This window comes from Gemella haemolysans (genome assembly GCF_901873445.1).
In the GTDB taxonomy this organism is placed as follows: domain Bacteria; phylum Bacillota; class Bacilli; order Staphylococcales; family Gemellaceae; genus Gemella; species Gemella haemolysans_C.
This window is the reverse complement of record NZ_CABFLN010000042.1, coordinates 82,289-95,551: the sequence shown is the minus strand read 5'-3', so window position 1 is coordinate 95,551 and position 13,263 is coordinate 82,289. Positions and strand designations below refer to the sequence as shown.

General features: G+C 31.8%; 12 protein-coding genes. 4 read left to right on the top strand and 8 right to left on the bottom strand.

Annotated features, from left to right (window positions below; translation table 11 throughout):
- Positions 1 to 194 precede the first annotated feature (194 nt).
- The 4 genes from JX287_RS06085 to JX287_RS06070 form a co-directional block, all read right to left on the bottom strand.
- The gene (locus JX287_RS06085; RefSeq protein WP_204643636.1) at positions 195 to 446 is read right to left on the bottom strand and encodes a hypothetical protein; all 252 of its coding nucleotides are present in this window, start codon (positions 444 to 446) and stop codon (positions 195 to 197) included.
- A gap of 2 nt (positions 447 to 448) precedes the next feature.
- On the bottom strand, positions 449 to 1,411 hold the full coding sequence (locus tag JX287_RS06080; RefSeq protein ID WP_204643634.1) for a CdaR family protein: 963 nt from the start codon (positions 1,409 to 1,411) through the stop codon (positions 449 to 451).
- Between the two features lie 11 nt (positions 1,412 to 1,422).
- Positions 1,423 to 2,229, bottom strand: coding sequence for a diadenylate cyclase CdaA (gene cdaA / locus JX287_RS06075; protein ID WP_204643632.1), 807 nt, complete (start codon positions 2,227 to 2,229; stop codon positions 1,423 to 1,425).
- Positions 2,230 to 2,514: 285 nt separating this feature from the next.
- Positions 2,515 to 3,615: an NAD(P)/FAD-dependent oxidoreductase gene (locus JX287_RS06070; protein ID WP_204643630.1), complete on the bottom strand. Its 1,101-nt coding sequence runs from the start codon at positions 3,613 to 3,615 to the stop codon at positions 2,515 to 2,517.
- 170 nt (positions 3,616 to 3,785) lie between these two features.
- On the opposite strand from JX287_RS06070, the gene JX287_RS06065 reads away from it, so the two are divergent.
- The gene (locus JX287_RS06065; protein WP_204643628.1) at positions 3,786 to 4,637 is read left to right on the top strand and encodes a hypothetical protein; all 852 of its coding nucleotides are present in this window, start codon (positions 3,786 to 3,788) and stop codon (positions 4,635 to 4,637) included.
- Between the two features lie 162 nt (positions 4,638 to 4,799).
- On the top strand, positions 4,800 to 6,608 hold the full coding sequence (gene pepF, locus JX287_RS06060; RefSeq protein ID WP_204643626.1) for an oligoendopeptidase F: 1,809 nt from the start codon (positions 4,800 to 4,802) through the stop codon (positions 6,606 to 6,608).
- Positions 6,609 to 6,802: 194 nt separating this feature from the next.
- Here pepF and proC read toward each other — a convergent pair whose 3' ends face one another.
- A complete protein-coding gene (gene proC / locus JX287_RS06055) occupies positions 6,803 to 7,594 on the bottom strand; it encodes a pyrroline-5-carboxylate reductase (RefSeq protein ID WP_204643619.1) in 792 nt (263 codons plus the stop codon).
- A gap of 143 nt (positions 7,595 to 7,737) precedes the next feature.
- Between proC and ung the strand changes: the two genes are divergently transcribed.
- A complete protein-coding gene (gene ung / locus JX287_RS06050) occupies positions 7,738 to 8,424 on the top strand; it encodes a uracil-DNA glycosylase (protein ID WP_204643617.1) in 687 nt (228 codons plus the stop codon).
- Positions 8,425 to 8,834: 410 nt separating this feature from the next.
- Here the strand turns inward: ung and JX287_RS06045 are convergent, their stop codons facing one another.
- Both JX287_RS06045 and JX287_RS06040 read right to left on the bottom strand, forming a co-directional pair.
- Entirely contained in the window at positions 8,835 to 9,464 is a 630-nt protein-coding gene (locus tag JX287_RS06045) for an O-antigen ligase family protein (protein ID WP_204643615.1), read from the bottom strand.
- A gap of 137 nt (positions 9,465 to 9,601) precedes the next feature.
- On the bottom strand, positions 9,602 to 10,780 hold the full coding sequence (locus tag JX287_RS06040; protein ID WP_204643613.1) for an acetyl-CoA C-acetyltransferase: 1,179 nt from the start codon (positions 10,778 to 10,780) through the stop codon (positions 9,602 to 9,604).
- Between the two features lie 227 nt (positions 10,781 to 11,007).
- On the opposite strand from JX287_RS06040, the gene JX287_RS06035 reads away from it, so the two are divergent.
- Positions 11,008 to 11,880, top strand: a complete 873-nt coding sequence (locus JX287_RS06035; protein WP_204643611.1) for a hypothetical protein — start codon at positions 11,008 to 11,010, stop codon at positions 11,878 to 11,880.
- Positions 11,881 to 11,989: 109 nt separating this feature from the next.
- On the opposite strand, the gene JX287_RS06030 is transcribed toward JX287_RS06035, so the two are convergent.
- Positions 11,990 to 13,258, bottom strand: coding sequence for a hydroxymethylglutaryl-CoA reductase, degradative (locus tag JX287_RS06030; protein ID WP_204643609.1), 1,269 nt, complete (start codon positions 13,256 to 13,258; stop codon positions 11,990 to 11,992).
- Positions 13,259 to 13,263 lie beyond the last annotated feature (5 nt).

Below are 13,263 nucleotides of genomic sequence, written 5' to 3'. Positions count from 1 at the left end.
TACTAAATTCATTAATGAGCAAAGGGGTTAATATATAATCAAGATAAAACTTAACTACATACTATACCGCAATAGTTTACAAACAAATACGCTACGAAGTAATAGCTTTTACTTATCTAATAAACTTTACGGGGGCGATTTGAAAACATGAATTCTAATCAAGCTTCCAAATCTTCCCTCAAGCTCTTTATATTTTAATATAATCTATAACCGAAGTACCCTGCAGCTGCAATAATTATAAATAATATAACAATACTGACTTTTCGAGTTTCTTCAATTACTTTTATCTCTACTAATTTCTGAACTATTAATATCGTTATCGCCACAAAAATAGCTGTTTTTTTGACGCTTTGGTTTTCTATAAACATAGTTCCTATTATTATAGCTAAGCTGAAAACCGTTATAAGCATATTAATAGCTAAAAACATCAATTTTTTATCTGTCATCTTTATTTTTTCCTTATCTTGATCGTTACTTTAACAATCGGCGTATCTGTCGCTACTCTTATATTTTCTTTCGGATATATTTTCAAGTTACTACGCTCTTCTGTTTCTTCTCTAACATCACTCAAGTCAACATCAACGAACATCTCACTTATTCTCGCCAATTCATTAGCATCCTCTGCTCTAATCGTCACCTTAGCAACATCAGCAGTAGCACTAACTAATTCAAATCCCGAAGGTAAACTACCTATAGTATTTACTTCTAATGGGACTTCTTTTTCGATATTTTTAAGCTCAATACTCATAAGCGTCGAATTTGGCTCTATTTGAATATCCTCTATTTTATTATAATCACTATCATAAGCTATCAATTTAGCTTCTTCTCTAGTATTTCTATTAATCTTCGTACGTGTATCGCTCTCAGCACGAACCTCATTTATTCTATTAAGACTCTCGATTGCCCCAGTAATCTTAACAGTTTCATTCGTAACACTAAGTTTATCTACTTCATAACCAATCAATAGTCTCTCTTTTTTAACTATTGGCGTAACTCTAAACTCTCTAGTCGCTTTTTCTCTAATAGATATCGTTATTGTAGAAGGTTCTGCAGTCCCATCTACACCTTTTTCCAATCCATCTATTTCAATCTTAACTTTTTGATCATCACCTATTTGAGCATTTCTAAGATTCAACTTCGCTTTAAAATTCTTAGCGATACTTTCTTTTTGGACCTTTGTCTGTGATCCAGTTAATTTCACAGATACAGTATTAGGAATACCTACCACATACAATTTATCTTTATCATAATCAACTTCAAGTGGGATATCACTAACCCATGCAGTAGCATTATCGTTCGTATCACCTCCGAGAACTGAGAAATTCTTGAAATTCTCATTAACTGATAAGAACAATAGTATTGCTATTAAAAATGATATTAACTTTAACTTATTATTTTCTTTTAGTTGCATAATATCACCTCTTATTTAATTATTTTATCTTGCTGTTTCCAGTTTTTAGCTAAATATTTCGCTAAATCTTCTGTCGAAAAATCTGAAGTTAAAATTCCATTTTGACATACACTAATTTTCCCTGTTTCTTCTGATACAGCAATTACTATAGCATCTGTCACTTCAGATAGTCCTAAAGCTGCACGGTGTCTAGTTCCATAACTACTAGCTATAGACCTATTATCCGATAGAGGAAGCACACAACTTGCAGCACGAATTTTATTTTCATCAATTATCATTGCACCATCATGTAAAGGCGTATTAGGAATGAAAATATTAATTATCAGTTCATTTGTAACCTCAGCGTTAACTGTAATACCACTTTCCACATATTCATCAAGTCCAGTGTTATTCTCTAAAACTATAAGTGCACCTATTCTTCGTCGTGCCATATGTCTTGATGAATCTACAACAGCTTTGATTATATGTTCAGTAGAATTTTTTTGTACATCTTTATAATTGATATTGAAGATATTCGATAGCTGTACCCTTCCTATGTATTCAAGAGCACGTCTTAATTCTGGCTGGAATATAATCATTATTCCTAGAACTCCCCAAGTAACTACTTGTTCGAATATATATGTCATCGTTTTGAATCCAATAAAGTTAAAGAATATTTTCAATCCAATAACGATTAATATACCTTTAACAAGTTGCATACCACGAGTACCTTTTAATAAACTTAGCAATTTATAAACTAAGAACCAAACTAATAATATATCCAATAAATGAATAATTAGTGTTAGAGTACTTACCCCTGATAAGTATTCAGCTATCATAAGTAATCTCCTTCCTTTGATTAATAATATCGTTAGCGCGCAAAAAACATCTAATGCGTACAACAGTCCACTTTCAATTATATCATAAAATACAACCGTTGTGCCATTTTTTATAAAAGAAAAGAAGATATTCTCAATAAATATCTTCAAATATCTTCGAAATTTTACAATTATTATTTTACATAGTTTTTTACTTATATCAAAATTACAATATCGTTATTTTAAAAGATCTTATATTCGATTTACAGATTTTATAGAAATCATAATATACTACTAAAAAACGCTCTAATTATTTTTAATTTTTATATAGTTTGCAATATTGTAATCTTGTGGGTCTAATTCTATATCATTACCTAAAATAATATTCGCTACACTATAACCAATTATCGGACCTGTAGTTAAACCAGAAGAACCAAGACCACTAATCGCATAAACATTTCTCAATGTTGGAATCTCTCCAAAGAATGGAGAATAATCACTAGTATAGGCCCTAATTCCAACGCGTTCATTTATTATTTGTGCATTTTTCAATCCACCTAAGAAGTTCTCCGCTTCTTCACCAAAAACATCAAGTTGCTGTTTATCAACAGTTAAATCAAAGCCCATGTCATTTTCATGTGTCGCTCCAACACTAACCACACCTTTTTCAAATGGAATAATATCCAATTCACCCTCAGGCATAATAACTGGATAAAATCCTGTATTTTCATCAGAAACTTTATAATCCCTTAATTGACCTTTTTGTGGACGAACATCAACATCAAAGCCAAGAGGTTCTAATATATCTTTTAGCCACGCACCAGTCGCAAGCACGACTACATCAAAAATCGTTCCATTAATCTCATACTTATCTCCCACAATCTTTAGATTAACTTTTTCTCTAACGACATTAGCTTTTGAAGCAGAAAGTAAAGTATTAACGAATCGTTCTCCTTCTACTCGTCCACCACCACTCGCGTACAATACATCTCCATTGTTATCGAAGCTAGGAATGATTTTTCGAACCTCTTCTTTTGAGATTATCTCTAAATTTCCTATCATCGGTGATAATTCTTTACGACTTTCAGCAAGTTCTTTTAACTCAGGTAGCTTATCTTCATTTTTTTTCAATAAATATACTCCACATTGTGAATAAAAGTCAGTATTATAGCCATCAGCTTCTAAATCTCTAACTAATTTCAAATAAAAATCCGCACCTAGTCTCGCCATCTTATACCAAGGTTTATTACGTCTTTTAGAAAACCACGGACTTATAATCCCAGCGGATGCTTTTGTAGCTTGACCCAAACCATAATCAAAAACTACTATTTCATTTTTTTGTTCTTTTGACAAATAATAAGCACATGTAGCTCCTACTATTCCCCCACCTACTACTGCTATTTTCATAAGATACCTCGCTTTTTTTAATAAATCTACTAATTAAAATTATACATCAAAAAAAAATACTAGTAAACTTTTTATAATATATACTGAATTTTCCTAGATCTTTTATTTACATAAAAATCTTTTTAAGTTATAATTATGTTGGTTAATAAAATACATCAAAGAGGTATAAAATGAAAAAACAACTATTACTATCTTTCGCTATTGCTGTTCTTGCCGGAACAACACTAGGCTGCTCACAAAATAAAAATGCAAATCAACCTACAGCACAAGAAGTAAAAAAAGAATTGTCAAATGAAGAAATTATTAAAACATCCCTTAGCAACTTTTCAAAAGAAAAAAATTTAGAGTTAGATACTAAGGTTAACATTAAATCTAATTTTATGGCAGAGGGTTACTCAGTTAACGCATTATCTAATATTAAAATAGACGATAGTGGCAATGTTTTAAAGAAATTTTCAGAGCAAGAAACTGAACTAGGGAAAACCACAACAAAAGAAGAACATATTTTCCTTAAGAAAAACAATTCTGGATACGATAAATTCAATGTTGAAAATGGAAAATTAGTTCCCGATACAATTACAGATGATTTAGAAGTTTTATCTGCAATCCAAGTATTTTTCAATGGAAATACACTTTTTAACACTATAACTGATAAAAACTATGAAAAATCAGATAATAAACTAACTTTTAGTGGAAAAATAAAACTATCGGACATCGGAAATAAATTTTACCTAAATCCAGGTACTTTTTCTAGTGAAGAAGCTGGTGACCTTTCAAACATGACTCTATCATTTATCGCAACAATAGATACTACTACAAATGAAGTCTTAACAATTACCCTTGATTTAAAATCGTTTATAGAAGATATGGCTAAAAAACAACTAGAAAAAGAAAAAAACTCTATGAGTCAACTTGAATACACTACTGCCAAAACATTAATGGAATCAATTTTAAAAGACACACAAGGTGAGATTTCAATCATTAGAAAAATCGACAAAATAGATGAAATAAAATTTAATTAATAACAAAATCTAGCTTCCCTTTTGGATTGGCTAGATTTTTTAACAATATATCACATTTTTTTATATTTACCAAACTACATTTATGTATTATAATTATTATTAAGTTGCTCATAGGCAACTATTAATCTATATAATTCGACTCAATTACACAGGAGGTACACTATGACTGAAATGAAATTAATACCAAGAAATGAAGTCGAAGAGAAATATACTTGGGATATGACTCTTCTATACAAAACTGATGAAGATTTTAAAGCGAGCCTTGATAATATTAAAAAAGAGATCTTAGATTTCAAGGCTACTTACGAAGGGAAATTAGCGGATCATGCTACTTTAGATACTGCCATTAAAAAATACGAAGAACTTTATGAAGAATACTATAAACTATCTCACTACGCTGAGTTACCAATGGCGGTGGATAGATTTAATGACAATGTAGTGCAAAATGTAACACTTTTTGAAGATGTTTCTACTTTATGGGCGGGGAATTTAAGTTTCTTCGATACTGAACTTGTAGAACTAGATGAACAATTCATTAAAGATTTCGTGAAAAACTATCGTCCTGATTTAGAATATTACTTCAAAAAAATCGTTCAGGAGAAAAAACATACTTTATCAAAAGAAGCTGAACAAGTAATCGCAAACTACGAGAGTCTTCCTGGTTACTACAATCTATATGAGGTAACTAAACATGAAGATATGCAATTCGACAGCTTTGAAGCAAATGGAAAAACTTTCGAAAATAGCTTTGTACTATACGAAAACTTACACGAAATGGATAATGATACTGAAGTGCGCCGTAATGCTGCGAAAAGTTTTTATAAAACATTAAATGCTTATAAAAACACTTCAGCAAATGAGTATATCTCACAAATCAAAAAAGAAAAAATGCTTGCTACAATGCGTGGTTATGATAGTGTTATCGACTACCTATTAGCTGCTCAAGATGGTAACCGCGAACTATATGATCGTCAAATCCGTACTCTTATGACAGATTTAGCACCTCATATCCGACGTTACATTAAGCTTCTAGCTCGCGAGCACAAAATTGAAGACATGCAGTTTGCAGACTGTAAGATCAACCTAGATCCAGATTTCGAAGTTGATATGACTATCGACGAATCTCGTTCTTACCTTAAAAAAGCACTTGGTGTTCTTGGTGAAGACTACGTTAAAATGATTGATGAAAGTTATGACAAACGTTGGACTGACTTCCCTCAAAACATCGGAAAAAGTACTGGTGGATTCTGCGCAACAGTTCCTAATGTAGCTGGATTTATCCTACTTTCTTGGACTGGAAAAATGAATGAAGTTTTCGTTCTTGCTCACGAACTTGGACATGCATATCACTTCATGAGTACAGGAAAACACCAAACAATGTTAAACAACGATTGCCCACTTTACTTCGTTGAAGCTCCTTCAACTTGTAACGAGGTTATCGTATCTAACTACCTACTAAAAACTAACACTGATGCTCGTTTCAAACGTTGGGTTATCAGCAACATGATTAGTAGAACATACTTCCATAATATGGTAACACACTACTTAGAAGCTGTTTATCAAGATAGAATCTACAAAATGGTAGATAATAATGAAATGTTAACTGCTGATGTTCTTTCTGAAGTAAAACGCAACGTTATGGAAGAGTTCTTCGGAGATAGTTTAGTAGTTAATGAAGGTGCAGAACTTACTTGGATGAGACAACCTCACTACTACATGGGACTATACCCTTACACTTACTCTGCAGGATTAACAATCGGTACAGCTATCGCTAATAAGATTGATAATGACAGTTCATATTCTGATACTTGGTTAAATGTTCTTTCTAAAGGAAGCAGCATGTCAGCACTAGATCTTTCTAAACTTGCAGGTTGTGATGTAAGTACTGATGAACCACTTAAAGAAGCAATTGCTTATGTTGGTCACCTAGTAGATGAACTTTACAACTTAACAGATGAGTTAAATGGATAAAAAGGAGTGACTCAAAAATCGTTATTTCGTAGAAATCGATTTTGTCGAGTCACCCTCGCACAGTTTATTAGATATCTAAAAAGCTTCTATAAAGCGAATTTAGATATCAATAAACCACTGCGTCTATGAGTTCTCATATGAACTTTATTAAATTTCAGGACTTCTGGGTCAGCCTTTAATCTTAATCTTATATTCTATTTCATTCTATCTAATTTATCGAAACAGGCTTTTTCACATTCTATAACTGCGCTGCGGAAATTCTTTTCTTCTAAAACTCTCACAGCCTCGATAGTACTTCCACTTGGTGAACATACATCATCTTTTAACTTACCTGGATGCTCTTTAGTTTCTAACACCATCTTCGCAGCACCCAAAACTGTACTTGCTGCAAGTCTATAAGCTACGTCACGTTTTAATCCATTTAATACGGCTCCATCAGCTAATGCTTCTATAAATAAATATCCATACGCAGGACCTGAACCACTTAAAGCTGTTAAAGCCGCCATGTCTTTTTCCAATATTTCCTCGGCAATACCTAAATTATTTAAGAGATCTAATACTAATGTTCTTTCTTCAGCTGCCACTAAAGAATTAAATGTAACACCTACTACACCACTTCCTATTTTTACGGGTGTATTCGGCATAATTCTAACTATTTTAGTCTCCGGAATTTTCTTTTCTAAATCATTTATTTCGACAGCTGCAGCCATTGAAATAACAATCTTATTCTTCAAACTAAGATTCACTTCATCAAGTACTGTTCCTACTAAATATGGCTTCACCCCTAAAAATACAATATCACTGTTTTCTACGACTTCTTCTAGACCCTTACAAAATACAGCACCTGTTTCTTCAGCAACATTTCTAGTACTTTTATCCGAAGAATTTCTCACAAAGACATCAGTACTACTAACTTTACAACTTTGAAGTAGTCCTTCTAAGATAGCTTTCCCCATATTTCCTACACCGATAAAACCTAATTTCATACATATTCCTCCTAAATATTCGTTAATAACATTATATCATACTCCAAACCCTTATGTCCTAGACAACTTCAATCAAAACTATTTTAATAAAAATTTAACTATGTTATACTTTTATAACAAGCAGTTATTCAAAGGAGTTTTATATGCACAGCAGCTGGGAAGAAATATTCAATAATTATCCAAAAATAGATGAACTAAATAATATGATAAAAGAAATTGACGAACAACGTCTTACTAAAACTATCTATCCGCCAAAAGAGCAGGTTTTTAGAGTTTTCGACTTACCATTAAAAGATATTAAAGTTGTAATATTAGGACAAGACCCTTATCATAATCCTGATCAAGCATGTGGGTTAAGTTTTTCAGTAAATGATGGCGTGCCACTTCCAAAAAGTCTTATTAACATTTACAAAGAGCTTCATAATGACTTAGGTATTAAACCAGCAAAAACAGGAAACCTAGAATCTTGGTTCAATCAAGGTGTATTTTTACTTAATGCTGTACTAACAGTAGAAAAAAATTCTCCAGCAAGTCATAGTAAAATGGGCTGGGAAAATTTTACGGATTATATAATTGAAAATATTTCAGAAAAAAATGAAAATATAGTTTTTGTTTTATGGGGAACTTATGCAAGAAGCAAAAATAAACTAATTGATTCTGCAAAACACAAAATTATTGAATCAGCTCATCCAAGTCCACTATCCGCATACCGTGGCTTTTTCGGAAGCAAAGTCTTCTCTCAAATTAACAGTTATTTGGCTGAAAATGATAGAGAAACTATAAATTTTGAATTAAAAATGAAAACAAACGAGCAAATTTCATTTTTTTAAAAATTAAAGAAAATTTTAAGTATATTTTAAGTACAAGGTATATAATGATTACCTAAACAAAAGTAATAATATTTCATTCTTAACGACACTTGTCGTTTCTCCCTTTTAAGTTTGAAATTATTTTTGTTTAAACCAATATTTCGGTTAATTCTTTATGATATTAACAGATAATAAAACTTTTTAATTTTTTTCATAATGTGGCTTGTCGCTCCCTAGGCAAGCCATTCTCCCTTTAAAGAGTTGAAAGACTCTTTTGTTATTTGTATATAAGATTAGATATAAACAAGCAAGAAATTGCTTAGAACTTAATTTAGTTCACTAAAAAAACGTGTTCCCCAAACGCGTTTTTTTATTTTATATTATTTCTATGTTTAAACAAAAAATCCCAGACATAAATGTCTGAGATTTTTTTATGCAGCTCTTCTATAACCTGCTCTTTGAGCGGCTTCTTCTGAACTAAAGACTAGTAGATTTCTCGCTGCAACATTGTTATAAGAAGGGTGTGTCGGTGTGTAATAAACTCCACTCTTTTTACTAGCTCTTACAACTACTTTTTTAGGTTGTTGTTTATTTTGTTGTGTTTGAGTTAATTGAACGGGTTCATTTTTCATTTCATCCTGTTCATCTATTTTATTCTTAGAAGCAGGGTGGGGAAGAACTTGTTGTTCTTTATTTCCATCAGAATTATCTTCTTTTTTCTCTTCTGAAGACTGTTCTTCTAATTTTTTATCACGTTCTTCTTTTTTCTCTTGGAAAGTTTTTCTTTGTTCTTCTTTTCTAGCTTCACTGAAATGATTCGTCATTAACATAGTTAACATCATTACAAGTGCACTTACAACACCTAATACTACTTTTTTCAATCGCGTTTTACGCTGAATTAATTTTGCAATAGGTGGACATAATAATATAAAACTTAGTACAAAGACTATTACTGCATATCTAATGCCATGTGTAAAAACCATACTAAGTGATATTAGCATAAACACTAGAAAGATAAACCACAAAATAACTTGTCCATGTTCTTTTATGAATTTATTCACAATATTTCTCCTTAAAAATAATCACTTATCTATTTTAACACTTTCTTCACTAATAAACAATTATTTTCATAAATAACTTTAATTTTAATAAGATATTCAGCTTTTCTTATAAATATATATTTATATAAATCATATAACTATTTTCTAGAAATCACCATAGCTATCCCTTGTCCTCCCCCGATACAAAGCGAACAGACACCTTTTTCCTTATTATCATTGATTAATGCGTGAACTAAAGTAACTAAAACTCGACATCCACTAGCCCCGATTGGATGTCCTAGTGAAATAGCTCCTCCACGCGTGTTTACTTTATTTGAATCTAAACTTAATAAACGAGTTACAGCTACAGATTGTGCAGCAAAAGCTTCATTCATTTCAAATAAATCTATATCTTCTATGTTTAAACTCAATTTTTCTAGTACTTTTTGTGTTGCTGGAACTGGACCTAAGCCCATTACCTTATTGTCTAATCCTGCCGAAGCATAACCATCAATATAAGCAAGAACTTCTAATCCTAGTTCTTTAGCACGAGTTTCACTCATTAAAATAACACAGGCTGCACCATCATTTATTCCTGATGCGTTTCCTGCTGTTACAGTTCCATCTTTTTTGAAAGCTGGTCGTAATTTAGCTAAACTTTCTAACGTTGTATTCGGACGAACATATTCATCTGTGTCAAAAATAATTTCTTCTCGTATAGTTTTAATAACTATCGGCGCTATTTCGTTAGCAAACTGATTATTTTCAATAGCTGCTGCTGCTTTTTTCTGACTTGAAAGAGCAAATTCATCTTGCTCTTCTCTTGTTATATTGTATTGTTCTGCGATATTTTCAGCAGTAATACCCATATGATAGTTTTCAAACGCATCTGTAAGACCATCATTTATTATAGTATCTTCTAATTCAAAACTGCCTAATTTTTGTCCAAAACGAGCATTCTTCGTATAGTGAGGTGCTGCACTCATGTTCTCAACACCACCACAAACTACTACATCATTATCCCCTAATAATATTGATTGTACCCCAAGAACAACACTTTTCAGTCCTGATCCACAAACTTTATTCACAACAAAGGCGCTTTTTTCTTTTGGAATACCTGCATTAACTGCAATTTGACGTGCCACATTTTGCCCTAAACCAGTCTGCAAAACATTACCGAATATTATTTCATCAACTAGATTTGGATTAAGATTTATACTTTCTAATGATTGTTTCACAAGCTCTCCACCGATTTTCGCAGCAGAAACATCTTTTAAACTCCCTCCAAAACTTCCTATAGCAGTTCTTTTTGCACTTACAATAGCAACTCTATTCATGTATTTTATCTCCTAATTTGATTTTCTAGTATATTTTACTATAAAAACTAACGTTGTTCAAATATTGTCTACACATGACTATATTTATCGAAATTTTTATTCTGTAACACTTCTTAAATTTATTTGTAATATAAATGTAATATTTTTGTAATAAAATATTGATTTTTGTAATTTTTAAATGTATAATATAAATATAAAGAAGTTATACAAAAAAGAAGGTGAATAACATGAACAAACTTCTAAAAACAACAGGTATATTTATTTTAGGAATTGGATTATTAACAGGATGCACAGATAAAGTAGCAAAAAAAGTAGATACTAATGACAATATTACTACTGAGGTAAAAACTACTGAAGAAAATCCAGCTTCTTTAGCTAATTTACAAAAAGAAGTTGAACATATTGCTAAAACTGACAATAACATTAATAACAATAATATTAAAGATAATAACAATACTAATTACAATATAAATAAAAAAGTTACAACAAAAGTGACTACTCCTTCTAAACAAACTATTCAAAACAATAATATTCAAGCTTATAAACATGATTTAGCTAAAGCTGGGGAAATTTTACAACCTATGGCTTATGGAATGTTAAACTTACAAGGAAGTAGCACTGCCAATGTTGTAAGATACATAGCTAGTAATGATGGTAGCGACAATGTAGTAAAACAAATAAGCTTAGCTAAAGTATTGGATTTACTAAATACATATAACGCTCAAACATTCCAAAAACAAGATGTATTACAAAGATTACAAAATGATAAAGAAATTGAATTTGTCCAATTAAATAATCATGTTGATGATTATAATAAAGAAAACTTAGAAAAATTAATGAATCACAAAAATAAAGTAGTGTACTTCGCAAAAGATCAAGTATTCTTAGCAAAAAGCGATATTGGCTACGGCGGTGCTACTGACGCAATCTTTATTCCAGTAGAAAAATGGGATATTAAAGGTGATAGAGTTCTTATCCCATACGAAAATGTCGCTACAAGAAAACCTGTAGGTATGATGACACTTCGCTTAAATAATAAAAACTATACTAGCGGAGCTAATAGAACTATGTACTACGTAGAAAGATTTGAATTATATTAAAAGAACAAAAGACATCGTCATTTCACATGGCGATGTTTCTTATTTAATATTTCAACAATACTAAAAAAGTGACCAGAATACTTTTACATCCTAATCACTTTCTATTCTTTTACTTACTATATTTCTCTACTATTTTTTTAGCACTAGCTAAATTCATATGTTTTTCATTTCTTAACTCTTCTACTATTAATTCAATATTTTCATTAGTAGCCCCTGCTAAAATCGCTAAAGATTTAGCATGTAACTTCATATGACCTTTTTGAATACCGTCTCCCACCAACGCTTTTAGCGCTGCTAAGTTTTGAGCTAAACCTACTGAAACGAGTATACTCGCTAATGTTTTCGCGTCTAGATTGTTTAATAATCCTCTCGCTACTTTCACAGTAGGATTAATTCCGATAGATCCACCTACACTAGCAACCGGCATAGGTAACGTAATTTCTCCTACGAGCACCTTAGACACTTCATCACAACGCCAAGTAGATAACCCTTTATACTTCTCATCTTTTGCAGCATAACTTTGACATGCCGCTTCTATAGCTCGCCAGTCATTACCACTCGCTATTACAACACTATCAATTCCGTTAAAGATACCTTTGTTATGGGTAGCAGCTCTATAGACATCTGCTTTTGCAAATTTACTCGCAAGCTCGATTCTTTTAGCTAAATACTCGCCATTTTCTCCTAAGTTTTCGAATGGAATAGCACATTTCGCTGTAACTAGTGAACGTGTCGCGTAATTCGATAAAATCGCCATAAGAGCTACGCCCTCAGTTAATGATTCTAACGAAACTTTAAGGGCCTCTAGCATAGTATTTAGCATATTGGCTCCCATTGCCTCTAAAGTGTCGACGATAAGGTAGACTACTACGAAATCTACGCCTTCTTCTGATAAAACTTTAACCTCAATATCACAAGCTCCACCGCCACGAGCCACAATAGATGGATATGCTTCATTAGCTGTTTTTAAAAGGAGTTCTTTACTCTGAAAAATACGTTCTACAGCTAAGGTAGTATCTGCTACATCGTATAACGCAACATGACCAATCATTTTTCTGTCAAGGACTTCTGTTTTGAAACCACCAGATTTCGCTACTATCTTCCCAGCATTACTACAAGCTGCAACTACCGATGGTTCCTCTGTAACAAATGGTACTACATACTGTTTTCCATCAACAGTAAAATTTGGCACAACGCTAAAAGGTAATGAGAAAGTTCCTATTACATTCTCTACCATATTATTAGCCGTATCAAAGTCCAAAACCTCATTATTTTTAAGAAATTCAAGATACTCTTCACTTAAAATATCAGCTTTTTCAATAACTCCTAAACGTTCTTCAATATTTTTTTTATAAAATTCACTCCAAATTTTTTCCATAGTTC

Excerpts from the sequence above, each read along its gene's own strand:
- JX287_RS06030 (WP_204643609.1), bottom strand. The coding sequence starts at position 13,258 with ATGGAAAAAATTTGGAGTGAATTTTATAAAAAAAATATTGAAGAACGT.
- JX287_RS06080 (WP_204643634.1), bottom strand. The coding sequence starts at position 1,411 with ATGCAACTAAAAGAAAATAATAAGTTAAAGTTAATATCATTTTTAATA.
- ung (WP_204643617.1), top strand. The coding sequence starts at position 7,738 with ATGCACAGCAGCTGGGAAGAAATATTCAATAATTATCCAAAAATAGAT.
- JX287_RS06065 (WP_204643628.1), top strand. The coding sequence starts at position 3,786 with ATGAAAAAACAACTATTACTATCTTTCGCTATTGCTGTTCTTGCCGGA.
- proC (WP_204643619.1), bottom strand. The coding sequence starts at position 7,594 with ATGAAATTAGGTTTTATCGGTGTAGGAAATATGGGGAAAGCTATCTTA.
- JX287_RS06040 (WP_204643613.1), bottom strand. The coding sequence starts at position 10,780 with ATGAATAGAGTTGCTATTGTAAGTGCAAAAAGAACTGCTATAGGAAGT.
- JX287_RS06085 (WP_204643636.1), bottom strand. The coding sequence starts at position 446 with ATGACAGATAAAAAATTGATGTTTTTAGCTATTAATATGCTTATAACG.
- cdaA (WP_204643632.1), bottom strand. The coding sequence starts at position 2,229 with ATGATAGCTGAATACTTATCAGGGGTAAGTACTCTAACACTAATTATT.
- pepF (WP_204643626.1), top strand. The coding sequence starts at position 4,800 with ATGACTGAAATGAAATTAATACCAAGAAATGAAGTCGAAGAGAAATAT.
- JX287_RS06035 (WP_204643611.1), top strand. The coding sequence starts at position 11,008 with ATGAACAAACTTCTAAAAACAACAGGTATATTTATTTTAGGAATTGGA.
- JX287_RS06070 (WP_204643630.1), bottom strand. The coding sequence starts at position 3,615 with ATGAAAATAGCAGTAGTAGGTGGGGGAATAGTAGGAGCTACATGTGCT.